Raw genomic sequence first — 24,320 nt, 5'->3', positions numbered from 1 at the left:
CATCCCTGATGAGTGACCTTAGTTTTTAAACCTAATTTAAATCTTATGTATAAGTACCTCCAATGTATTGCAGTGATCTTCTCACTACAGTTTGTAACCTTGCACTGTAATGCACAGCAGGATGAAAAAGTTAGCTTGACACACTTGCCTTATATCCAAGGCTTGACAGATCACTCTGTGTCCATTATATGGACAACTAATCGCCCAGCAACAGGTTGGGTAGAATTGGCGCCAGATGATTCGAGTCATTTTTATCATATTGAACGACCCAAACATTATGCTGCAGCCTATGGTTTTAAAAAAGTCGGGACTGTTCACCAAGTGAATTTAAATGGATTAAAACCAGGGACAAAATACCGTTATCGGGTATATAGCCAAGAGGTAACTAAACACGTTGGCGTCAATGTGGAATACGGGAAAATTGTAGCAACCAATGTATATCGACAGGAACCGCTGGCATTTACTACGCTCGGACCGGCTAAAGTAACCCGCTTCGCTGTGGTTAATGATATTCATGGTCGTAACGATGTGTTGAATAAATTACTTGATCTCTCTGATCTCCCTAAGCAGGACTTTATTGTTTTTAATGGTGATATGGTCGATAATTTATTGAGTGAACAACAGATGTTTGACGGTTTTATGGATACGGCAATCAAACGATTTGCGAGTGAGAAACCTATGTTCTATTCAAGAGGGAACCATGAAACCCGAGGGCCATTTGCCATTACCTATCCACAATACTTCCCGACACCGACAGGAAAGCTTTATTATCAATTTAAGCACGGTGAAACTGCTTTTATCGTGTTGGATTGTGGTGAGGATAAGCCAGATTCTGATATGGAATACAGTGGCATTGTAGAGATGGATAATTACCGTACAGAACAAGCAAAATGGTTGGAGGAAGCCGTGGAAAAACCGGATTATAAAGATGCAAAATATAAGATAATCATATGTCATATGCCACCATTTGGCGGTTGGCATGGCGAACAGGAAATCTTGGATAAATTTGTTCCTATTCTAAATAGATCCGGAGCGCAAATTATGTTGTGCGGACATTTGCATAGACATATCATTAAACAGGTGTCTGATAAGGTCAATTTTCCTGTTATCGTAAACTCTAATAATAATTTGCTTAAAGTAGATTTAGCTGCTAAAGGGTCTTTTAAAATTATTGACCAACAGGGGAAACTTATTGATGAAGTAACTATAACACCCCTACACTAATTACCGAGCATTCGAGGTCTGTTCTTATTCCTAAGACAGACCTTTTTTACCGATGAAACCCCGGTTTTAATGGTAATTTTTCCTAATTAAAGCTCTCGGATTGTTTTCGTCGACGAAGCGCCCGTCATCGAAACAAGGTTTTTTCCGTTTTTTACCTGCCCTTAAATTCCCCCATTTATAACCTATTATTAAGTTGTGGAGGTAATATTAGTATTCGTTTTTGTGCGTTTTTTTATTTATTTACTGAGTTATGTTGCGATATGTAATTTAGATTTATTAAAAATAATTTTAATAAATGCTTTAGAATAGCCTATATTTGCAGCTGTTTAGAACGGTTTTAAACAAGCGTATTTCTAGATGCGTTTTTGTTCGTGCTTATGAAAAAGACTTTTTTTATATTAATTTTTGTTTTCTGTAGCATTATAGTTCATGCTCAGCATACAGCTATTGGGGGGAAAGTGTTAGATGAAAAGAGAAGACCTCTAAGTGGCGCAACTGTCTCCATTAATTCATTTGATCTCACTAGTGAGACGGATGCAAAAGGCGATTTTAATTTGATTATTCCAGTCAAAAACTATAGTGATAGTGTTTTATTATCCGTAAGCTATGTAGGGAAAAAAATGGTTGAGTTGTGGGTTGATGTAAGAAAAAGAAAAGAGAATTTAGATTTTATACTCCGGGACAATAGTTTAACCTTAGATGAGATTAATGTAAACCAGATATTTAAACAAAATAAAAATTCCATTTCTTCCATTGTGTTTGATGAGGAGGCTATAGAAAGGGTTCAGGCGTTTAGTCTGATGGATGTGTTGAACACATTGCCAGGCAAGCAAATGACAGCTCCTAATATCAATGCACCGCAGACTTTGAATCTGAGAAACACCCTTGATGAGAGCAATAGTCTTAATAATTCACTAGGGATACCTATAATAATAGATGGGGTGCGGCTTTCAAATGATGCTAATATGCAATCACGGCCCGTAGGACAACGGGGAATGGCAGGGTCTGTGCTTCCTGCCGTAACCAGTGGAAATGCGGCAGATGTACCATTTAGGGGAGTGGATTTAAGAGAAATACCTGTAGAGTCTATTGAGAAAATTGAGGTAATTCAAGGTGTAGCTTCTGCAGAACATGGCGAATTAACTGATGGTGCAATTTTAATCGAAAGAAAAACAGGAAATTCGCCACTGCACTTTTCAACAAATATAAATGATGGCTCTCGTAATTATTCACTCAATAAGGGGTTTGGTCTTCCTAAAAATTTGGGGGGGATAACTACAGACCTAAACTATGCTATTTCGAACTCTAACCCCCAAGATAAGGTGCAGGAATATAGACGCTATGGTGGTTCATTGCGTTGGAACACGGTGGCGTCACGTAAGCTTCGCAATAAGTTAAGCTTAGATTTTAACATGAGAATAGATGATGCAAAACAGGATCCGGATGATAATTCAAGAAGAAAATATTATTCAAAAGAAATCGGTTTCCGCTTTTCAAACACAACCCAATTGAACTATAGCACACGATTTTTTGACGAAATCAATTTCATGCTTTCTTATTCTATCCGCAAGCAAGAGAGCTTTGCACAATGGTTATTAAATCAAGGCAACAAACCTTATACTGCAAAAGATACCACTGGCATATACGAGGGAATATTACTTAATTCGCAATATCTCGCTGAGGAAGAGATTATCGGAAAACCTATAACAGCAAACACAAGTTTAAAATTTACAAAAAGGTTTCAAATAGGTAAGACTTTTCACAGTCTATTGTATGGGTTTAATGGGAGTTATGCAAACAATGGTGGGCGAGGGATTATTTCTGACCCGGATAGACCGCGTTTTATCAATTTTAACAACCAAAATATTAGACCTTATTCTTTTGAGCTTAATCCCGCTTTAATCAATACGGGTATATACATTACAGATAACTTTCATTATAAGCTGTTTGGTAAAAAAATTAATAGCAATTTTGGTGTTCGTTTTGATAATCAAAATGGAAGCACCAGCTTTCAGCCACGATTAAATACAAGGATTGTTTTAGATAAGAGGTGGGCGTTAAGTGCTGCCTTTGGAGTTGCAACCAAATCTCCAACTTTAGCGCATCGCTATCCATCACCTTCCTGGATAGATGTTCCACTTATTATTGCGCAGAACTCCCAGAGTTCCTTATATTTAGTGTATACAGAGAAATTTATTACTAAGAATGAAAACTTAAAATCTAGTAAATCTGAGAGCGCTGAATTTAATATAGAATTCAAAAATCACTGGATTACATCCCGTATCAATTCTTATTATAAAAATAACAGCAATGGTTTCAATTCCGTCAAGGTCTACAAACCATTTCATTTGCCTATATTTGATTACCATTATAATGAGAGTCTAAATCAAATTGTATATCAGGAGACTGGAAGATACATTGATTATTATGACAAGTCATATAATAAGATTGAAAATTTTAAAAACTCCTATACCTACGGTTTTGATTGGTCCTTAGCCTTTAAGGAAATCAAATTTATCCGTACGAGCTTTTCCACCAGTACTTCGTATATTTTATCTGAACAAAACGATAAGATACTGGAGGCAATAGATTTATCCTCTCCAGTTCAAATCAATGGGCAGCCAATTTCTTATCTGTTGTATCAACCCAGTAACCAAGGGAAACGATATGTACTGACAAGTAAGTTAAACACTACCACGCACATTCCCACTATCGGATTTGTCATCATGACCAATACAGATATTTTTTGGAAGAATCGCTATAAACGGAACTATAATGACAATTTTCAAAAACCGGTAGGTTATTTGGATGCTAATATGAAACAAGTGTTAATAAACAACGATTTGGCGTCCTCTCTTCCTATTCGTGGACTAGAATTGTTCGATGGCCAGCAACGTATTATTTATATGAATTTCTCAATGTCAGTTGCCAAGGAAATCAGCAAAAAGATCCGCATTGCTGTGACAGCCTACAATACCTTTAATGTACAACCCACTAGTTCGTATCGGGATCCCAATACTAACCAGGACGTAATTGTCACATACAATAGCCCTTTAAGCATTACAGGCGGAATATCAATTAAACTTTAACAAATACTATATACTATGAAACAGAATTATATTTTACTATTTTTCTCCTTAATACTAGCCTTATTTGGAGGTTGTAAAAAAGACATTGACGAAGTACAGCCAATAAAAGTGAACGTACAACTAACGGTAAACCCTGAGGAGGTTTGGTTTGAGGTACCTTACGACAAGGCCGAAATTACGTTGATAAATAAAGGTAATAGCAGTTCCTACAAAATTCAAGCAGATGCAAAAGGTAAAATTGCATTGAATAATATTGCTCCAGGTAATTATAGTATCAATGTCTCGTTGGCAATCTCAGCAGAAGAATATACCAAATTGACGGGTGTAAATCGCACATCTATTTTTTATCTGAACTATGCTTTGGCTGATAAAGCTTTGTTTGCTAATGAGGACTTTAATATTCGCTTAGTGACCAGTGAACCTATTGGCGGTTTTGTTATTAAGCAGATCTACTATGCCGGATCAGATACCAAGGATGCGGCTCTTAACCGGGATAATTTTATTGAGATTTATAATAACTCGGATGAAATGTTGTATGCGGATAGCTTACTTGTGGTATTAGCATATGGAAAACCGAATAATAAAACAGACGAATATTCCCTAAGCAACAATCAGTATGATTGGAGCAAGTCTATTAATATGACCGTGTCTAATAATGCAAATGAAGATTATGTCTATGCCAAAGGAATATTTATGATTCCAAGTGATGGGACGGGTAAAAAATATCCTGTCGAATCGGGGAAAAGTATAATTATCGCTGGTTCGGCCTTAAATCATGCTGGTTCATATACCGACAACAACGGGAAAATAATCGGTGCTCAGAGGCCTGAACTTACAGTGGATTTGAGTAAAGCTGATTTTGAAGCCTGGTTGTATCCTTACGAACAGAAAATTCAGCCTGGGCGAACGATATTCGCGAATGACGTAGATAATCCATCCGTTACAAACTTAGAGGTTTTTCTTGCCCTAAGTATGCGTGATATGTATTTCCCGCCACAGGCTAGAGAATCTTTTGTATTGATGAAAGTCGATGGAACCTTTGATTTAAATAATATTCCCTCATTTGCGATTCCAACTGTAAAAGCTGTTACAACGAGTACTGTGCGTTATGCTCAAATGCCGGCAAGGTTTATCTTGGATGCTGTTGAAATTCAGGACGCTGTTGTAGCTGATCAAATTCCACGTCGTTTACCACAAAAATTTGATGCAGGAGCAATATCTGTACCTGGAGGAGCTTACTCTAGTCAGTCCGTCGTCCGTAGGACCGAAAGGAAAATTGGGAATAGACGTATTCTTAAAGATACAAACAATTCGTCAAATGATTTTGGTGTGCTACAACGTGCCAATCCAACCAAAACAGACGCATCATTTATAGATTAGAATCCATATGCGGAACATTTTTGCTATAATATTTTTGGTTTCCCTTTTTACTTTGAGCTCTGCTCAAAGTAAAAAGGATTCTGTGTATAGTTATACCATTGATCATCATTTAGTTGAACGCAGTCTTTTGAGACCCGCTTTTCTTCAAAGAGATTCATTGATGTCTTATGGTGATGTTCGAGTTGCTTATCAAATGAATAAGGGAGGATTTCGAAAGGCCCAACAAGCCTACAACGGTGTGATAACAAGTTTTCAAGCCAATGGATTCAATCGTTTGGGAAAGTTCTTATTGGGAGCAAAATTTGCGTTCAACTCCATCCGCGAAGATAGTTTGGCAAATAGCCTTCGTTCTGGATTAGAAGATTTAAGCCCTTATTATCCTTACGCAAATAAAAGTGGTGACTATCAGCGTCAAAATTATCAGCTAAATGCTTCACTCGGATATGAATTAGCTCATTCAGTACAGCCATTTCTCCAAGTGGATTACCATCGACATTGGAGTGCAGGTACAGTGGATCCGCGCTTAAAATCTAATAGATTTACTTTGAAAGTCAAACCTGGTGTTACCTTAAATTTTCCGAAAAGCACATTGGGGCTATATGGAATAATTGGGCGTGCAGATGAAAATGTTTCTTTGTTATACAAAAACATGGATTTTCAATCTTCAAATCTGTATCCAGATCGAATGTATTATATGAATTATGGATACGGGACGACACGTCAAAAAGATACGACAAGAGTTAATTTTAAATACGATAACTATAAAGGGGTAGGGATTCAGTACCTTAAAAAGCTTTATAGCTGGCATACCAAAACAGAGATTGAATATCAACAATATCACAATACAAACCAAAATTATTCTAAGAAGTCTGTTCTTTATAGCGGCCCTTTGGCTATTTATGATCAAAGTACCATTAAATTTTTCGTAGATGCAGTCAAATATAATGCTGATCAGGGGCAGCAATTATTGATTTTCGATGGCGAATATAATAAAGGTGTTGATGGTAACAAATTGACTACGGGTAGCCTAAATAAAGTCAATTATAAAGTTAGCACTCTTTCCCTTACAGGACAATATGTTAAGCTTTGGCATAGACATCATCAGCTAGCGAAGGAATTAGGTTTTCTTGTCACCTACTATACGGAAAATAGAAAAGATCTCTTGCAGGCGATCGACTTTGAAGTGGGACAAATGCGTGTTGAGCCATCTCTAAGATTATATTTGCAAAAAAGCAACACGAAACTTATACAATTTGCATTTGCACCTTATGCGACTATTCCGACAGAAACCACATTGGAATATAGCCCCTTATCCATAAACACCTTTATTCAAAACGTTGTTTTTTGGGACTATTACTATTATAAGACCCAATACTTAGGTGCAAAATTTGGTGTAGAATATAAGGACCGGTTTTGGGGAAACAACCTTGCATTTTATGCAAAGTTAGATCTCCGAAAATCTTCAGGTACTATTGAATTAAAAGATGATATAAAACCTAAATTTCTTTCAACTGGAAATAGAACGAATATGGAAATTGGGATTCGGCTTTCTTTATAAATTATTTTTGATAATAATCGTAATAAAAAAACTGGTAATGAAAAAACATTTTGCAGTATTGGTCAGTATCATTGGAATTGTTGGTTTACTATCTATGAAAGATCAACAAAAAGCATTGTATGAAGAACTGCAGTTACTTTATCGAAGACCGATAAGCGAGTGGCCTAAACCGACGATTGATGCTGGTGTCAGCTGGAAGGAATTTACATCACTGCCCAAGGTTGATACAAGTTATTTTTCTTTGATGGAAAAGCCGGATGTCAAGTTGGGAAAATATCTTTTTTTTGATCCGATACTGTCTGGCAGCAATCAGATCTCCTGTAGCAGCTGTCACAATCCCCAGACATCATGGGCTGATAAATTGACGGTTCCGGTTGGCAATGATCATTTGGAGGGGACACGTAATACACCATCACTACTGAATGTGTATGCGCGGAAAGAATTGTTCTGGGATGGAAGATCCAAGTCGCTGGAAGAGCAGGCGCTAGGTCCCATTGAAGCACATCATGAAATGGACATGGATCTGACCAAATTGATTCCAAAATTGAAAGCTATACCGGCCTATAACAAGCTGTTTCTAGCAGCCTTTGGAGAGGAAGATTATTCCATGCCAGAGGTTTTAAAGGCTTTAGGTGCTTTTCAACGGACTTTAACAAGTAGACGTAGTCGCTTTGACGAGTTTTTGGATGGTAATTATAAAGTACTGTCCGAGCAAGAGGTACGTGGGCTGCATCTCTTCCGCACAAAAGCGAGATGTATGAATTGTCACAATGGTCAATTTTTTACGGACGACGCTTATCATAACATCGGACTGACTTATTACAAGCGTAAATATCAAGATCTGGGTAGGTATGAGGTTACCAAAGATCCAGCTGACGTAGGACGTTTTAGGACACCATCACTGCGGGACGTAATGAATACCGATCCGTGGATGCATAATGGATTATTCTGGAATATGACTGGATTGTTGAACATGTATAACAGTGGGATGCAAATGAACTCTGCGAAGCCAGAACAGAAGGCTAAAGATCCGCTTTATCCAGTTACAGATCCTTTAATGCAACCTTTGAATCTTAGTAAAGAGGAAATAAAAGATATCGAGGCATTTTTACATGCCATCACAGCAACGTCCTATCGGATGCGGCGTCCTGAAAGCTTGCCGCGGTAGTGTCTATAAGCGCTTGATGTAGTTAAGGACCATAAGATGGATTGTTGTCGTGGGTTGAGGGGGGAGCATCTTTTCCTCCTAAAAATGCTTGAATAGGCCACGAGTTTACAGGCTTTATTTCCCCCCCATTTGATTCTTCAAATGGGGGGAAATTTTACTGTTTTGTTTTGGTGAATAATTAGTCTTTATAGTTATTATAATCTTTTTATAGCTATTAAATTTCTTCCTATGAGACAAAGCAATTCCCCAGTACAGATATAGTACTAACTAAGTACAGATAAAGCACAGATAAAGTACTATTTTGTTACAAAGGGAAATGTACTTTAAAAGTGTAATAAGGGGGGATAAGAAGGCTTATAGACGAGTTTCGATGCATTTGTTCTTATGTGTCTTTTTTAATTTATAGGAAATCAAAATGCTGTCAAATATCAGCCTTCTCAGTTTGTTCTCATTCCTTTTCTACTCCCAGCAGATGGATCACTAAAATACATCAGAACTCGAAATATTAGCTTCAGATGTCGTATTTCGTACATTTTTCAAAAATATACGGGCCAAATTGATACGTTGCTTTTGATCGGCCGAAAGTGGATAGCGTTCATCATCAACAAAGGTATCCAAGCCATTCGGAAACTCCCAGGCAAAGTCCAGTACCAAGGCTTTCTCTGCTGCAAGAATAATGTCCAACTTACTAGCGAGGGGATTGCCCATTTTGATATTATTATAAATGCTATCTGGGAGCAGCTGGCTGTCTATATCCAGAATTAATGGCAGCTTAGTTTCAATTTTTTTCTTTTGCATGTGCTTATTTGTATTAAATAATTAAGAATCATTCTAAATAAATTTGTAATTTAGCCAAAGATAATAGGTATAGTGCCATTGTTGGGTATGTAATGAGGAGTAAAAAGTCCGTGAAAAGGAATAGTTGAACCTTAAAGAAATATGGAATGGGATTAAGACTTTATGATATTGATTCGGCTAGTTTATTGTTGGAAAAAAACTATCCACAGACTTTCTTTTCAATCGATGCCGGTATCCAGGAATGTGTCACACAGTTGGGCGCTCCATTTGGTGATGGCTATTACAAAGAGATCTTTTTTGATGGAATTCATATTGGCTTTGGTCATGCAAATCTGTATGAACGGATACTATTTCGTTTTGAAAGTGACTTTGAGACGGTCGAAATGCATTTTGCATTGAAGGGTAGAAGTCGGGCAGCTGGGGAGACATTAGCCGCTACCATAGATTTTGAAACTTGCCAGCACAATATCCTTTACGGCAATTCGATCTGTGGCCAGATGCAATGGGAACGTGAAGAATTCCAGTTATGTGAGATAAATTTGTCTCCAGATTTTTTTAAGAAATTTCTACCCGATAATTCCATCTTATTTAATGACTTCAGAAATATTATTGAAAAAGGAAAATCTGGCTTATTGACAGATATTAATAGAAGAATTACCCATGAAATGCATGCTCTTATTGATAGTATCATAAATTGTGAACGTAAGGGGGTGTTTAAAAAAATATTTCTCGAAGCCAAGATCATGGAGTTATTGCTGCTTCAGTTGGAGCAGTTAGCCGACAACAGCGTTTCGAACACGACCCTCAGAAAGCCTGATGTTGATAAAATCTATGCGGTCCGTGAATTTTTACTGGATAATATGGATTCAAACAATACACTTGTCAACCTGGCCCATCTGGTCGGGACAAATGAGTTTACATTAAAGAAGGGGTTTAAGGAGTTGTTTGGTACGACAGTTTTCGGTTTTTGGAATGATGCAAAAATGGAACATGCCAAAAAGCTCATTTTAGACAAAAATATGACCATTGGTGAAGTCTCTGATGCCATTGGGTATAAAAATCAACGTCATTTTTCAGATGCTTTTAGACGGAAATTTGGATTTCCACCAAGTAAATTAAAAAAGACATACAGCTAGTTTACCCGACCTACAACGCGGGCTAAGAATAGCTATTAAAAAATTGATAGATCATTTATCCTTAAATTTTATAAAACCATGGGTAGAGCTGAAGCGAAAATTATACAAGCTGAATTGACTGTTAGTCGAAAAGAATATGTGACTCCACATTATATCCGGATTTATCTGACAGGAGAGGCTGTCCCAGAAATCGCGGACACAACCATCGGTGTTAACAATAAGATTCTGATCCCCCCTTTGGGATTGAATAAAGTCTATTTTCCAGAATTTGATTTTGAAAAAGGGCAATGGAAACCAATGGACAACAGTATTCGGCCAACAGTACGTACATATACGCATCGGGGGATAGATCTTCGACGTAATGAAATTTGGATAGATTTTGTTGCACATGGGGATGAAGGACCAGCATCTGCCTGGGCAATAGGATCTAAGCCAGGGGATGTATTGGGTGTCCTTATGAGAGCTGGTAAGACCGAATTATTTCCACTGACAGAAAACTATCTATTAGCGGGGGACGCAACGGCACTTCCGGTATTAGGTGCAATATTGGAAAATTTACCAGCATCAGCAAAAGGAACCTGCATCATTGAGGTGCATGGTCGGGAGGACGTACAAAAATTATATACGAAAGCGAATATAGAATTTATCTGGTTGCATAATGATGCTCCACAAGGAGGTAGTCTGCTGGCGGATCTGGTGAAGATAAAGTCTCTTCCTCAGACAGATCGCTTTGCTTACATCGCTGCCGAGTATTCTACCGTTCGGGAGATACGCAATTACCTGCGCAAGGATCTTGCATGGAAGAGGGAGGAACTTTATGCCTATTCCTATTGGAAAAGCGGTGTTTCAGAAGATAAATCTGCCAATGAACGACACAATGAGAATGAGGAGGTCAATTCATAAATAAGACTAACTACAGGACCGCTGCTATCGCCTCATTGCTTGAGTTACGCTAGTTTTTCAGTTTTTTACTTCTGTTTATCATGAGATAATGGTTAAAAGTATCATTTTTTTGATGTATCTATTGTGACCTCCGAGTTTATCTTAGGCGGAGATTTGTGTCTGTAGGATCAAAACAGTATTTTTATGGTTTGGCGATGAGCGATAACGGGAAAGACACATTATGATGCATATGGAGGAGCAAAAAATTATTCTGGTTGAAGATGAGCAAGACGTTGCGGATTTGATCGTACAGGGATTGGGCGAGGAAGGTTATAAGGTCATTCATCTGGGGCGTGCCGAAGGGCTTGAGCAACTATTGGCCAAACAAGATGTAGCCCTTGTTCTTTTGGACATTCTTTTGCCCGGCACCAACGGACTTGATATTTGCAAACAGATCAGACATTGGGGCTATACTGATCTTCCGGTTATGATGCTGACGGCGCTCGGAACCCCTGAAAACGTTGTTCTTGGTCTTGATAATGGCGCTGATGACTATCTTTCTAAACCATTTAAGTTAATCGAACTTAAAGCCAGGATACGTTCATTGATCCGTAGACAGCAATCCATTGTTCAGGCGACTCAACGTGAAGCACAGCCTTCAAAAGATACATTCAGTTATGGATTTCTAACGATTGATGATTATAAGAAAGTTGCCTATTGTGAAGGTCAGGAACTTAACCTGACCAGTACAGAGTATCGTTTACTTTTATTATTTATCCAAAGCCCCAAGAAAGTATTTGAGCGCAGTGAGTTATTAGATAAAATATGGGGAATTAATTTTGATATCGGATCAAATGTCGTTGATGTATATGTTAATTACCTGCGGAAGAAGATCGAGAAGGTAACGAGCAAAAAGGCCATTCATACCGTTATCGGAATGGGCTATGTGTTAAAAATCGAAGACTGAATAGATTAAGAAGACTGAATAGGTTAAAATGAATAATTACAATAGGAAACTCATCTATCTCATAGCAATACTAGTTATATATGTCAGCTGTTTCGTTGGCTTTATCTTTTACTCCATCACAAACTTTGCTTTCACCGATTTTTATAAACGCCTGGATCTGCGAAGAAATATTGCAGCAGAAAAGTTCCTCAATAGTAAATCCGCTTCGCAAACAGATCAATGGAGTCTGGATTTTATAGAAAGTCTGAACAATCAGCATGAGTTTTTGGTTGAATTTGATAAGAATGGAAAAATTGTTCAAAGTCAGGGATTCTATTCTGAATTGTGGGATAAAATCAACAAGACCGGAACATCAAATTTTAAAGCAGGTCACCAATTCTATTCGACAAAGTACTTTTCAAAAAACAATAAGCATTATATTGTCGGTGCATCGGCGGAAAATTACTTCTATACACATCACCTGGCCTATCTGCGTAATCTGCTTATTATTAGCCTGATTTTGGGTATTCTTTTTATTTTGGTGGTTTCTGTTTTTATGAAACGTTCATTTCTAAAACCTATCCTGACCATGATGAAGGAAGTCCAGCAGATTGGCTCTGAAAATCTGGACAAGCGCCTGGATGAAGAAAAATATAAGGGGGAGCTCCATGATCTTGCGTTTACATTCAACAGCATGCTGACACGTTTGGAAACGTCTTTTGAAACCCAGAAAAATTTTATCAGCAATGCTTCACACGAATTGAATACACCCCTGACCTCGATTATAGGGCAGGCTGACTTAGCGCTGTCCAAAGAAAGAACAGTGGAAGAATACCAACGTACCTTATGTAAAATTATAGAATCTGCGGAGCATTTAGAAAAAAAGACCAAGGCGCTTTTGATGTTGGCCCGCACTGGTTTTGTAAGCAATTCGACAACATTTAATCCTGTTCGTATAGACCAGATTGTTATGGATGCTGAACTGACCGTTAAAGCCATTAATGATAAATTTAAAATTACGACAGATTTTAGCTTGCTACCCGATGACAGTATGCGACTCAAAGTCAATGGAAATGCCATTTTACTCCAGCTTGCATTATCCAATATCATTAGCAATGCCTGTAAGTACTCTTCCAATAGGACTGCTTATATCGCCTTGGGCGCATTAAACAATAAAGTGTTTATCCTGATAAAAGATAAGGGCATCGGGATCCCGTCAAAAGAATTAGGATATATTTATGATCCTTATTTTCGGGCATCCAATACCAATGGAATAGATGGATACGGCATTGGCCTGCCCTTAGCAAGAAATATAATAAAGCTCCACGGTGGGACATTAAAGGTCAATTCCGTCGTTGGGGAAGGCACGACTGTAGAGATTGAATTGCCAACTTACATTCGGTTTTAATCCCATTTTAATTCCCTCGTTATTTTTAATCTCATTTTAATAAGTCTCTTAAAATTCTAATGAAAAGCTAATTTCAGCTTCATTCCGTTGCCATTTGTGCCGACTATTTTTGTCCAAAAGAAGTATGGCCAAAATGACACGTATATTAATCCCAAGTGATTTTACCGTTGATTCACTCTATTTTGTAAGACAGAGTATTGAATCGTCGTCAGCTGAAGAAGTTGATATAATTCTTGCTTATGGTAATAAAAGCAGCACATCTGCGAGCGAACTAATAGCTATTGGAGTGGAAGACCAACTCGATGAACTTCAGTCTGATGCTTTTTTGAAGGCATGCGAAAGAATATGCCAACGATTTAAGAACCGTAAGCTGACTATTTATGCGGATATCATAAGAACCGACAACGCCAGTTATTTACAACATTACCTGCGAGGGGCGGGTGTAAACGAAATCAAGATCCCAGCTAATTATAGCTATCAGAATAAAACACGTGATTTTTTCGATGTAGGGAAAGCATTACGGAAATTAAAGAACCATGTTCTTCACCCCATTTCGGTAATGTAAGTTTTACATTGATTATTTAAAGAAATTATCGCCGCATACTTTCAAACTATTTTCTATTTATATGGCTCACACACAAGGCGGCCCATCAGCTTTACAACGTTTGGTCAATTTACTGCATACTGAACGGAAGACGATTAATTATATTTTTATTTACGCGATCGTTATAGGTATTTTTAGTTTATCCATTCCTATTGGGATAACAGCAATTTTTAACTTTTTGAGTAATGGTGCGATGTATAGCTCTACCTATATTTTAATTGCTTTTGTCCTATTGGGTGTTATCGTTGCAGGATCTCTTTTGATCGGGCAATTAGCACTCGTTGAATATCTAGAACAGAAAATCTTTCTAAAATCAGCGATGGAATTTGCTTATCGCCTTCCGAGGATAAAACCCAAAGAGTTAATTGAGAAAAGCCTTGTGGAACTGGTGAACCGTTTTTTTGATGTTATTATTATTCAAAAGGGTATTATTAAGCTTTTGATAGATATCATTGCTGCGGTTGTAACCATATTCTTTAGTGTGGTACTCTTATCTTTTTATCATCCGGCATTTTTAGCCTTTGGACTTGTGGTTATAATCGCTGTGGCGATCATACTTGTTTTGTATTATAAACGCGGACTGAAAACAAGTATTGATGAATCTGAACATAAGTATGCAACTGTTGCTTATCTGGAACAGGTTGCGGAGGATATCGACCACTACCGAGGAAATGATGCTAAAATGAATGAAGTTACTCAAGTTACTGATGCTATCGTAAGCAAATATCTGAATTCCAGGAATCAGCATTTTAAAGTGCTAAAACGCTTCTTTGTTGGGTCAGTCCTGCTACGGACCGCATTGTTTGGAATAATGCTTTTGCTAGGATCTTATTTTGTTGTTGAGCGACAAATAACTTTTGGTCAGTTTGTCGCTGCCGAAGTGGTAATTGTCCAAATTGGTTATGCCATAGAAAAACTAATGACAAATTTAAATACCATTTTTGATATGTTGACGGGGGTTGTCAAGTTAGGCACGGTAACTGATCTAGCGTTAGAGGAGGGCGCAGCTTATTATGTTGACTAAGGAGGAACAACCTATCAAAACAACTGTCAGTTGGAGAGATCTTTCCCATCATTCAGGTCAGGCTCTTTTAAAAGATAAAGGATCACTACTATTGGGTCGTATCCTGGTCCTATCAGGGCTGGTTTTTGCTTTTGCCTTATTTCTGCCCTGGAGACAGACAATACCGGGGAAAGGTACCGTCACTGCATTACGGCCACAAGATAGACCTCAAACGATACAAAATCAAATTGGAGGCCGCATAGAGCATTGGGCGGTTAGTGAAGGACAAGAGGTCAAAAAAGGAGATACAATTTTAGTTTTATCCGAGACATCACAATCTTACTTTGATCCTAACTTACCTTTACGATTAGAGGAGCAGTTGTTTGCAAAGCGAAGTGGAGAATCTGCAGCACAGCAAAAAATGAATGCAACAGAAGAACAAATTAAGGCCTTAAATGAAGGGCTGACTTATCAGTTGGAGTCCGCACAAAATAAGGTCATACAAGCTCAAAATTTTGTAAAAAGTGATAGTGCCGAGGTTATTGCGATAATGAGTTTTTTTGAAACAAGCGAAAAAAGACTAAAAAGTTACGAAGAAGGTTATCAAGATGGACTGTTTTCCCTTACAGATATCGAGACCAGGCGCCTAAATTTACAGAATGATCGGGCTAAGGTAGTCAGTGCTGAAAATAAGTTGCTAAACTCGAGACAGGCATTATCCAATGCACGTATCGAACTCAATAATATTCGGGCGAAATATAATGAATCGTTGGCTAAGGCACAATCAGATTTAAGTTCAGCGTTTTCCTCCAAGGCTTCTGTACAGGGCGATATCGCTAAATTAAGAAATGAGATTTCCAATATCGATATAAGACGTGGTCTTTATATCGTCCGTGCTCCGCAGGATGGCTATATTGTAAAAACCTTTAAGGCAGGAATTGGCGAAAATATGAAAGAGGGAGAATCCGTAGCAACACTCCAGCCCAAAACGCCACTACTTGCTGTAGAACTTTATGTAAATGCAATGGATGTACCTCTTATATTGCTGGAGAGTGACGTTAGAATACAATTTGACGGTTGGCCATCCATTCAATTTTCAGGTTGGCCTTCAGTAGCGGTAGGTACTTTCGCCGGAAAAGTTTCGGTCATTGATAAAGTGAGTAGCACGAATGGCCAATTTCGAATCTTGATCCGTTCAACAGATCCTGTTCCGAAGGATGACGAACCTTGGCCAGCTCAGCTCAATCTGGGGTCTGGCGCCTATGGTCGAATCATTTTAAATAAAGTCCCCTTATGGTATGAGATCTGGAGACAATTAAATGGATTTCCACCAAGTTTGGAACGTGAACCGAAAGAAGACAAGAAAAAGTGATTGTAATTATATGAATAAATTGAATTTTATCATTATCGCCTTGTGTGTTGTTTTTTTTCATAAGCTATCCGCACAAGAGAAGGAAGATCGCTTAAAAATAGATTTTACGACGGATGATCTGGAAGAGCTCTTAATGGCCAATCATCCCATTGTTAAGCAAATAAACCTATTGACTGAAACGGCTAAAGCCCAGGTTGTGCAAGCTGCAGGAAAATTTGATCCAACCATTTATTCAAATTTTAAGAATAAAAATTTTGGTAATACCAATTATTATAATCAGTGGAACAATGAATTAAAAATCCCATTATGGCTGGCCGGTGCTGACCTAAAAATTGCTTATGATCGAAATGTTGGAAGCTACAGCAATCCTCAATCAAGGACGAACAATGAAGGATTATCTGCTGTAGGTATTACTATTCCACTGGGACAAGGCTTCATAATTGACGGTAGAAGAAACACCCTGCGGCAAGCGAAGGCAATGTTAAGTTATGTCGAGGCAGAAAAGATTAAACAGATAAATACAATTTGGTATCAAGCATTGTCAGATTATTGGAATTGGTATTTTGCCTATAAGCAATATGAACTTTTGTTGGAAGGCGTAAAATTAGCCGATAAGAGATTTAAGGCGATCAGTGAACAGACAGCATTGGGGGATAAACCACGTATTGATTCAGTCGAAGCAGCGGTTGTCGTGCAAGAGAGGAGAATAGAACTGTCAAAGTATGAAGTCGAACTTCAGAATGCAAAAATTGTGTTGTCAAATCATTTATGGAATGCACAGCAACTTCCTGTGGAGCTTCCTGAGCATGCAGTGCCTTATAAAGCGGATAGTACGGCAATTTTGCCGGATAGTAAGGTGATTTTGGAGCTTCTTGACTCCGCAAAAGTTGCACATCCCGAATTAGTAAAACTCGCTAGTAAAAGCCAGCAATTAGTTTTTGAGGAACGTTATCGAAAGGAAATGCTCAAGCCAAAGTTAAACATTTCAGGTACACTTATTTCAAGTCGTAATGGTTTCAATAATTTTATCCCTCCAGAGTATGATTTTAAATGGCATAACTATAAATTGGGGTTCGAATTTGCATTTCCGCTATTTATTCGTAGTGAGCGTGGAAAATTAAGAGAAGTAAGAATTAAACAAGATCATCTGCAGTTTGAAAGACGTATTGAAGAGCGAAATATTTACAATGACATCGTGAGAAAATATAACGATTTAAGTGCGTATAGCAAGCAAATTGAACTTCAATCGGTGAATGTGAGCAATCAGGAGCTATTGCTCAAAGGTGAGTTGAATAAGTTTAGACTTGGGGAATCGACATTATTTGTTGTCAACAGCAGGGAAAATAAGCTAATAGAAATGAAGATAAAGCAGGAGAAACTTTTTACCGATTATCGGAAAGCGTTAGCAGAACTGTATTATAAAGCCGGAACTAAATTTTAATCCCATTTTAATTTCCCCGTTATTTTTAATCTCATTTTAATAAGTCACTTGAAATTCTAATGAAAAGCTAATTCTAGCTTCATTCCGTTGCCATGTGCGGCCATTAACTTTGTTAAAAAATAATTGGGTATGGCAAAAGCGACACGAATATTGATTCCAAGTGATTTTACAATTGATTCACTTTTTTTTGTAATCCATAGTATTGAGCAGTCGAAGGCTGAGCAGCTTGACATTATTTTGGTTTATGGAAATAAAAGTAGCACCTCAATCAGCGAATTACTAGGAATTACACTAGCGGATCAACTCAACGACCTTCAGTCAGAGGATTTTTTGAAAGCTTGCCAAATGATCTGCCACCGATACGAAAACCGTAAACTGAATATCTATGCAGATATTATCGGTACCGATAATCCCAATTATTTACATCATTATCTGAATGGAGCTCGTATTGACGAGGTCAAGATTCCAACAGATTATCAATTTGAAAAAAGAACAAGACATTTCTTTGATGTTGGACAGGCTTTGTTGGACCTCAACGAAAGTAAACGTAGGCATGTAGCCATTGTTGAAAAACCGGCAACGCACAAAACAGGAGGAAATGTCTTAGCGGATTTATTTTTTAACAAACAATGGGATGTTAACTATTAAAAGAAAAATACTGGCAAGATTCAACTTTGTCTTTTTGGCATTGTTGCTTTTTGGGGCATCAGCGATGGTCATGCTTTATGAAAACCCCGAACGACTTTTAGAAGGAGAGTGGGAAGAACAGGGCTGGTACTTTGAAAAGGTGGAGAAATCGCCAACCTTCAAAAAACAGGCGATTATCCATGAAGGGATCAAAGATGCCGCCATCGCGCATTTGCCGCCATTACAGGATGGTCTATGGCATTTTGAAAAAATGGGCCAAAAGAATTTTGTGGCCCACCACAAGGATAAGCAGTATAATTGGTTTTTGAAAGGAAGAGGACATATCCTTGAGCTACGAAAAAATAACGAACTCGTGGAAAGTTTTGTCATACAGAAACTGAACAAAAATCAGCTGGTCCTGCATCTCAATCTGGATATGCAGACCAAGGGAATAGCACGTATCGTGCTGAACAAAGGAGGAAAGGAAAAATATGCTAAGAAAATATAGCAATCATAGGACAATTCAAGATAATATAAAACTGGGAGGACTAACGGCATTTTCTGCCGGTATGGTCAACGTCGCTTCAGTTATTGTATTTTTTTCCTTTACATCTAATGTAACAGGATATTATGCCGTTTTTGCACAGGAGATTGCGAAAGGGAATTGGTATCAAGGTGCTGTCGTTTTGTTTTGGATACTGTTGTTTTTAATTGGAAGCATGTTTTCCAATCTGATTATCATCCATGGTAAGGGAAAATTTAGCGCATACCTGACCCATTCGATACCCTTGGTGCTGGAGATATTAAGTATTTTGTTTGTCGGGATATATCTCGATGTTTTCTACGAAGATTCACTTAAGGAAACCGAAATATTGGTTGGAGCTTTATTATTTGCGATGGGTCTGCAAAATGGACTTACTGCAAGTATATCCAATTCTGTTGTGAAAACAACACATTTGACCGGATTGACAACGGATCTAGCAATCTTAATATCCATGTTTACCAAAGAAGCCAATAGAAGCAATAAAGATTTGGTGGATAAGTTTCATCTGTTACTGACCATTGTCACAAGTTATGTAATGGGAGGACTACTCAGCGGAATCTCTTTTAATTACTTGTCTAATAAAACATTTTATGTGGTTTGTTTTGTTTTGCTTATCATAGGTTTATATGATCATTACAAACTATATCTGCTTAAAAAACAATTTGTAAAACGTCATCGCGAGGAGTTGGTTGCCTAAATCTCTTGACGATAATAATACAAGCCCCACCATACAGCAGCGTATGGTGGGGCTTATTTATATCATTTTATCCAGGTTGTAGGGGAAGTCCTCGTTCATCAGCTGTCTATAGTTGAGACAAAACTGCTGAAATTTAATGCGGGCTTCATTCTGCTGATTTAAAGCAAACATCGCTTTCATTTCGGAAAATAATGCTTGTTCATTTAGCGGATCCAATAAGAATATCGTATGCGCAATCTCAATGCTTTTTTTATGAAGATGTGCAATGTCAGCTTTATGAAGTTCCGCCAGTAAAATGGGTAATAAATTTTGTTCAACCTCGGTCTTCAATGTATCAAACACAGGCAGATCTAACCCCTGTAAGAATTTACCCCTTTGAATGATCTGAATTAATCTACTTTCATAAGCAGCCGAAGGGTTTGCCAGCAACTGGATGTAATCTACGTAATCACAATAAAATTCAGCGCTATGTTCAATAAGGAATCTTCCCTGCTTGTATACGAGTTCAATCCCAGCAAACTCACTCAGCACTTTTCGTAAATGATTGATCGTGACTCCTCTTGAGTTCTTTACCTTATCTTCTGATTTGTCAGGCCACATGATCTGACTGAAATATGGTGAACTAATACCAGCACTGTTAGATAGGATAAGACAAAATGCCTGTTTCAGCTTTGTACTGAACAAATGGGAGATATCACGTTTGTTGCGGTCAAAAGCACGGAACTCACCAAACAGGAAAATTGCATTTGCCCGTACAAACTCGTCTTTTTGTATTGTTTGTAGGATTCCTGTATCTGCTATCGGCGGAACCTGAAGGACTCTTTTTTCAGCTACCCTTGCTATTTTTCGCTTTTGCCTACCTCGCTGCCAAAAGAAATAGAGGCCAACTCCGCAAATCGTAGATAACAACAATAGTAAGAATATCTTGCGGTTGGATCTAGACAGTGGAACGCCATTTAATTCGTTAGGGGTTATCGGCGTCATATTCAAGGAATAGACTTTTAGCGTTGACTGTATATCATCTTTTGACTCTTGGACCAGTACCAGAAGTCTACCTAATTGTTGGTCATAATAAAGTTGGGCATGTGTACTTATTTTATCTGAATAGATCGGAACAGAGTCTCCTAGGATATCAAAACTTCCATCTTTGACAGAAAAGCGATACAATTGGATATTGGACTTCGTTAGATATTCCGGATAACATAAGGCGTAAAAGTGGCTGCTATCGGGGAACACCAAACCACGGGCAGGTACGATATGCTTATCCTTCCAAAGGATATCCCATTTTTTTGTAATTTCCTTGGTGTCCAAATTTATCTGATAGAAATCATAGAGGTATTTTCGCCCTACAATATGCTCCCCGGATTCATTTCCCATACCCCCAAAGATATAAGCGATTCGATTATTGCTCCCTTGGCCAGCCGAAAGAAAATAGCGTGGGAAAATTTTATCTCCTGTCCATCCGTCAACAGTTTGCCATTTGCTGGAATCTAAATCATATCGGTTAAACTGCCCACTATAGGCCATGTTTCCATAGCCACCGAAAATATAGAATTGTCGCTGTTGTGCATCATAAAAAGAGCCGTGATGATTTAATTCTTTCTTCATTAGGTCTTCACTTTCGACCTTCCATTCGAAAGTTTCCAGATCAAGGCTGGCTACCGTAGGGCCTTGATAGGGCTGGGTATAGAAAAGCTCATAGACATACAGTTTATTTGTCGTAGCGTCTATAAAATTGTTTGCTAAAACCAATTTTACGGGACATGGTTTGTGAAAGGCCCGTTTTTTTGTCTGATTGGTCTTTATGTTGTATATGGTTATAGAATCCTGATTGAAATAATAAATCTCTTTGGTTCGTTGATTGTAGTTGGAACCAGCTTGTGAAAAGGAACCGCTTGCAAAGAGATTTTTCCATTTGTAAGAATCCACAATGAGCCAGGTTGGGTTTGTAGCGGAGCCATAAGCAATCCCGTTTTCATCATGTACGACAGTACCTGTGCTTTCTTTTAATGGGAATAGATAGCTTTTAGCTGTATTTCCAATCTGCACATTTTTGATAGACATGGCCGGAACATCGATCAGATAGTCACTTTTTCCAAAAATCACTTGAGGACTATACTGAGATGGCAATTTCACTTTTGGTGATTGAAAAATCTGATTTTGTATCTGAAGCTTAAATAATTGCTTTTGCAGGTCGAAAGTCAACTGAATCGTGATCCATTCCTCCTTGAATAATTGTTGCTGATTTATTTTTGCGATGATTAGACTGCTTTTACCTTCTTCGTTCAGACGGAAAATACAATTACCGGCCTCCTCATCATAAAACAAATTGTAAACCGTGTTATTGTCTTTATTCTTAACACGGAAAATATTGCCCAAAGAATTTGATGAATAAATGGATAGTTGAAATTTTAGCGTAAACTCCTGTTCAAACGAAATTGCCCTTTTGTCAAATAACTCGTAGGAGCTGCGTTTGTCTATAGGCTCATGTCCACCTCTAAATTTGAGACCCTGGGATTGGGAAAGTCGGGGAATTAAAAGCAAAAAAATAATATATAATATACAGGGTCGCATAGCGCAATCAAAAAAACTTAAACCAATAGTTATCGACAAAGACCTATTCACAATAATTTGTCCGCTGCCGGCTTTTTATGAAATATAGTAACGGTTAGTATATCCCTTATCAATATCTTACAGGACTTAAAAGTATGCAAAAAAATGCGCTCAATAAAATAAAAGCTGTGTTACAATTGCTGTTTGTATTGGCCTCCCAAATGAGGGGAGGTAGGGAAATAAAATAGAGGGTTATCGTTTTATTTTTGCATTTTAACCCAATTTTAACCCAAAAATTAATCAACCGACTTTACCTTGCGTTAGAATTCCTGCCGATATTTTCGGTAGAAATTCGAACTAATTATAAATCGGAATCTTACTTATGAAAGTCTTTAAAAAGCTGCAATTTATTTTTGTTGCTTCCGTATCCATGCTGATGGTGCGGCAAGTTCAAGCTGAAACTCAAATTTCTTTTTCCGTTGACAATATCAAAAGCGATCAGGCTCGGCAGGATCAAAACCTAGTACGTGCGATGGCGCTCTTGGACCGGTCAATGGAAGTTTATTTCTCCGCAGACGGAAAGTCTATGCATCGTTTCTATAATCCCGATACGAAGGTGCGCTCGGAGGAAAAGGCAAGTGTGTGGATGTACTCGGCTTCGATAGAGGCTGTCAATGCAATCTTACATGGACTTAAAGCCCAAAAGGAAAGAGGAAATCATAACCTATTTGACAAACATTACAAGCGTTACGCGGATTTATTGGTCCAGCTTCACGAAAATGCCGCTTATTATTTAGGCACATTTAATCTTATTTCTTTTACACAGAGCAAAGACTGGACGGTTTATGCTGTGGATCGTGCAAAGGCAAAGGGTGCAGCAAATGTAACTGGGGTATTAAATGTCTATGATGATCAAATGTGGCTAATTCGGGAACTGATTGAAGCCTATCGCCTGACAGGAAAAGAGCGCTATTTAAAGGAGGCGGAATACCTAACCACCTATGTATTGGATGGGTGGGACTGCACCCTAGATGATAAAGGTAATGAAAATGGTGGAATTCCCTGGGGACCGGGCTACGTGACCAAACATGCCTGTAGCAATGCGCCCATGATCAGTCCATTGGTGTGGCTATATGAAATCTATAAGAAAAAGAACGATCAGATCACATACAACTATATCGATGCCGGAGATAGGCAGTCGCGTCGTTCTAAAATGCTGCGAAAAGCTGATTTTTATTTGGATTTTGCTAAAAGGATTTATGCTTGGCAAAAAGATCATTTATTGAACAGTAAAGGTGTTTATGATGATATGATGGGAGACTGCTATCCCGATTGCAGTATTATCTACGAAATCGTCGATGGTATAAAGTATCGCAAAAATACCCAATTAAGGAAAGCCGTTGGAACCTCATTTTCCTATAACAGTGGAACCATGATTTCTGGCGCCGCTGATCTGTACCGTGCGACCCGATCTAAGGTCTATTTGGAGGATGGAAAGAAGCTGAGCGATGCCAGTTTTCAATACTTTGCCAAACTAGGTTCACAGGTGCCAGCGCATTATACTTATGCTTCCGATGGGTTCAACAATTGGTTTAACGGCGTATTATTAAGGGGATTTTTTCAGATTTCTCCTGTCTTCGACAAAGCTGGACGTTATATGGACTCCTTCCAGCAGAATTTGGACTATGGATATGCTCATTTTTTACGTTCCGGTTTATTGCCACCAGATCTTCTTGGTGGATGGCATATAGACAAAGACAAAAATAACCTGGAGGGAATGTTCATGTTCACTTATGCGGCACAGTATGCAATGTTGTCCCAATACCAAATCGAAAAATAGCAAGATGAAGTAAAAAGATCGACGTAAACAATTGTGATACTAAAAACGAA

General features: G+C 38.1%; 19 protein-coding genes. 17 read left to right on the top strand and 2 right to left on the bottom strand.

What is annotated here, in order from left to right; translation table 11 throughout:
• Positions 1–45 precede the first annotated feature (45 nt).
• From DFQ12_RS08675 to DFQ12_RS08655, 5 genes are all read left to right on the top strand, one after another.
• Positions 46–1,224 (top strand): purple acid phosphatase family protein, encoded by a 1,179-nt coding sequence (locus DFQ12_RS08675; RefSeq protein ID WP_120258538.1) that lies wholly within the window; start codon positions 46–48, stop codon positions 1,222–1,224.
• A 377-nt stretch (positions 1,225–1,601) separates the two neighbouring features.
• Positions 1,602–4,313, top strand: a complete 2,712-nt coding sequence (locus DFQ12_RS08670; RefSeq protein WP_120258537.1) for a TonB-dependent receptor — start codon at positions 1,602–1,604, stop codon at positions 4,311–4,313.
• A 15-nt stretch (positions 4,314–4,328) separates the two neighbouring features.
• Positions 4,329–5,693, top strand: coding sequence for a DUF4876 domain-containing protein (locus DFQ12_RS08665; protein ID WP_120258536.1), 1,365 nt, complete (start codon positions 4,329–4,331; stop codon positions 5,691–5,693).
• A gap of 82 nt (positions 5,694–5,775) precedes the next feature.
• Complete coding sequence (locus DFQ12_RS08660; protein ID WP_167457213.1) at positions 5,776–7,251, top strand: DUF6850 family outer membrane beta-barrel protein; 1,476 nt, start codon at positions 5,776–5,778, stop codon at positions 7,249–7,251.
• Between the two features lie 37 nt (positions 7,252–7,288).
• The gene (locus DFQ12_RS08655; RefSeq protein ID WP_120258534.1) at positions 7,289–8,419 is read left to right on the top strand and encodes a cytochrome-c peroxidase; all 1,131 of its coding nucleotides are present in this window, start codon (positions 7,289–7,291) and stop codon (positions 8,417–8,419) included.
• 480 nt (positions 8,420–8,899) lie between these two features.
• Here DFQ12_RS08655 and DFQ12_RS08650 read toward each other — a convergent pair whose 3' ends face one another.
• Positions 8,900–9,217: an ABC transporter ATP-binding protein/permease gene (locus DFQ12_RS08650; protein WP_120258533.1), complete on the bottom strand. Its 318-nt coding sequence runs from the start codon at positions 9,215–9,217 to the stop codon at positions 8,900–8,902.
• A 146-nt stretch (positions 9,218–9,363) separates the two neighbouring features.
• Here DFQ12_RS08650 and DFQ12_RS08645 point away from each other — a divergent pair, with 146 nt between their 5' ends.
• The 11 genes from DFQ12_RS08645 (at position 9,364) to DFQ12_RS08595 (ending at position 19,877) form a co-directional block, all read left to right on the top strand.
• Positions 9,364–10,353, top strand: coding sequence for a helix-turn-helix transcriptional regulator (locus DFQ12_RS08645; RefSeq protein ID WP_120258532.1), 990 nt, complete (start codon positions 9,364–9,366; stop codon positions 10,351–10,353).
• A gap of 78 nt (positions 10,354–10,431) precedes the next feature.
• A complete protein-coding gene (locus tag DFQ12_RS08640) occupies positions 10,432–11,256 on the top strand; it encodes a siderophore-interacting protein (protein ID WP_120258531.1) in 825 nt (274 codons plus the stop codon).
• 229 nt (positions 11,257–11,485) lie between these two features.
• Entirely contained in the window at positions 11,486–12,202 is a 717-nt protein-coding gene (locus DFQ12_RS08635) for a response regulator transcription factor (protein WP_208642471.1), read from the top strand.
• Between the two features lie 28 nt (positions 12,203–12,230).
• Positions 12,231–13,589 carry a HAMP domain-containing sensor histidine kinase gene (locus DFQ12_RS08630; RefSeq protein WP_120258530.1) on the top strand — a complete coding sequence of 453 codons (1,359 nt, stop codon included), beginning with the start codon at positions 12,231–12,233 and terminating at the stop codon, positions 13,587–13,589.
• A 133-nt stretch (positions 13,590–13,722) separates the two neighbouring features.
• A complete protein-coding gene (locus tag DFQ12_RS08625) occupies positions 13,723–14,154 on the top strand; it encodes a hypothetical protein (protein ID WP_147420361.1) in 432 nt (143 codons plus the stop codon).
• A 61-nt stretch (positions 14,155–14,215) separates the two neighbouring features.
• The gene (locus DFQ12_RS08620) at positions 14,216–15,217 is read left to right on the top strand and encodes an ABC transporter transmembrane domain-containing protein (protein WP_120258528.1); all 1,002 of its coding nucleotides are present in this window, start codon (positions 14,216–14,218) and stop codon (positions 15,215–15,217) included.
• Entirely contained in the window at positions 15,207–16,568 is a 1,362-nt protein-coding gene (locus DFQ12_RS08615; protein WP_120258527.1) for an HlyD family secretion protein, read from the top strand. Before DFQ12_RS08620 ends, DFQ12_RS08615 begins: the two co-directional genes overlap by 11 nt.
• A 10-nt stretch (positions 16,569–16,578) precedes the next feature.
• Positions 16,579–18,009, top strand: a complete 1,431-nt coding sequence (locus DFQ12_RS08610) for a TolC family protein (protein ID WP_120258526.1) — start codon at positions 16,579–16,581, stop codon at positions 18,007–18,009.
• Positions 18,010–18,138: 129 nt separating this feature from the next.
• The gene (locus DFQ12_RS08605; RefSeq protein WP_120258525.1) at positions 18,139–18,657 is read left to right on the top strand and encodes a hypothetical protein; all 519 of its coding nucleotides are present in this window, start codon (positions 18,139–18,141) and stop codon (positions 18,655–18,657) included.
• Positions 18,644–19,144 carry a hypothetical protein gene (locus tag DFQ12_RS08600; RefSeq protein ID WP_120258524.1) on the top strand — a complete coding sequence of 167 codons (501 nt, stop codon included), beginning with the start codon at positions 18,644–18,646 and terminating at the stop codon, positions 19,142–19,144. Before DFQ12_RS08605 ends, DFQ12_RS08600 begins: the two co-directional genes overlap by 14 nt.
• Entirely contained in the window at positions 19,128–19,877 is a 750-nt protein-coding gene (locus tag DFQ12_RS08595; protein ID WP_120258523.1) for a YoaK family protein, read from the top strand. Before DFQ12_RS08600 ends, DFQ12_RS08595 begins: the two co-directional genes overlap by 17 nt.
• Positions 19,878–19,934: 57 nt before the next feature.
• Here the strand turns inward: DFQ12_RS08595 and DFQ12_RS08590 are convergent, their stop codons facing one another.
• A complete protein-coding gene (locus tag DFQ12_RS08590) occupies positions 19,935–22,421 on the bottom strand; it encodes an FBX42 beta-propeller domain-containing protein (protein ID WP_147420360.1) in 2,487 nt (828 codons plus the stop codon).
• A gap of 391 nt (positions 22,422–22,812) precedes the next feature.
• On the opposite strand from DFQ12_RS08590, the gene DFQ12_RS08585 reads away from it, so the two are divergent.
• Entirely contained in the window at positions 22,813–24,270 is a 1,458-nt protein-coding gene (locus DFQ12_RS08585) for a glycoside hydrolase family 76 protein (RefSeq protein WP_208642470.1), read from the top strand.
• The last annotated feature ends 50 nt before the right edge of the window (positions 24,271–24,320 follow it).

Source organism: Sphingobacterium detergens, assembly GCF_003610355.1.
Lineage (GTDB): Bacteria > Bacteroidota > Bacteroidia > Sphingobacteriales > Sphingobacteriaceae > Sphingobacterium > Sphingobacterium detergens.
The sequence above is the reverse complement of the archived record's forward strand: the minus strand, read 5'-3'. Positions and strand labels throughout refer to the sequence as shown.

Coding starts and splice junctions, on each gene's coding strand:
- DFQ12_RS08675 (WP_120258538.1), top strand. CDS start 46: ATGTATAAGTACCTCCAATGTATTGCAGTGATCTTCTCACTACAGTTT.
- DFQ12_RS08670 (WP_120258537.1), top strand. CDS start 1,602: ATGAAAAAGACTTTTTTTATATTAATTTTTGTTTTCTGTAGCATTATA.
- DFQ12_RS08665 (WP_120258536.1), top strand. CDS start 4,329: ATGAAACAGAATTATATTTTACTATTTTTCTCCTTAATACTAGCCTTA.
- DFQ12_RS08655 (WP_120258534.1), top strand. CDS start 7,289: ATGAAAAAACATTTTGCAGTATTGGTCAGTATCATTGGAATTGTTGGT.
- DFQ12_RS08650 (WP_120258533.1), bottom strand. CDS start 9,217: ATGCAAAAGAAAAAAATTGAAACTAAGCTGCCATTAATTCTGGATATA.
- DFQ12_RS08645 (WP_120258532.1), top strand. CDS start 9,364: ATGGGATTAAGACTTTATGATATTGATTCGGCTAGTTTATTGTTGGAA.
- DFQ12_RS08640 (WP_120258531.1), top strand. CDS start 10,432: ATGGGTAGAGCTGAAGCGAAAATTATACAAGCTGAATTGACTGTTAGT.
- DFQ12_RS08635 (WP_208642471.1), top strand. CDS start 11,486: ATGGAGGAGCAAAAAATTATTCTGGTTGAAGATGAGCAAGACGTTGCG.
- DFQ12_RS08630 (WP_120258530.1), top strand. CDS start 12,231: ATGAATAATTACAATAGGAAACTCATCTATCTCATAGCAATACTAGTT.
- DFQ12_RS08625 (WP_147420361.1), top strand. CDS start 13,723: ATGACACGTATATTAATCCCAAGTGATTTTACCGTTGATTCACTCTAT.
- DFQ12_RS08620 (WP_120258528.1), top strand. CDS start 14,216: ATGGCTCACACACAAGGCGGCCCATCAGCTTTACAACGTTTGGTCAAT.
- DFQ12_RS08615 (WP_120258527.1), top strand. CDS start 15,207: ATGTTGACTAAGGAGGAACAACCTATCAAAACAACTGTCAGTTGGAGA.
- DFQ12_RS08610 (WP_120258526.1), top strand. CDS start 16,579: ATGAATAAATTGAATTTTATCATTATCGCCTTGTGTGTTGTTTTTTTT.
- DFQ12_RS08605 (WP_120258525.1), top strand. CDS start 18,139: ATGGCAAAAGCGACACGAATATTGATTCCAAGTGATTTTACAATTGAT.
- DFQ12_RS08600 (WP_120258524.1), top strand. CDS start 18,644: ATGTTAACTATTAAAAGAAAAATACTGGCAAGATTCAACTTTGTCTTT.
- DFQ12_RS08595 (WP_120258523.1), top strand. CDS start 19,128: ATGCTAAGAAAATATAGCAATCATAGGACAATTCAAGATAATATAAAA.
- DFQ12_RS08585 (WP_208642470.1), top strand. CDS start 22,813: ATGAAAGTCTTTAAAAAGCTGCAATTTATTTTTGTTGCTTCCGTATCC.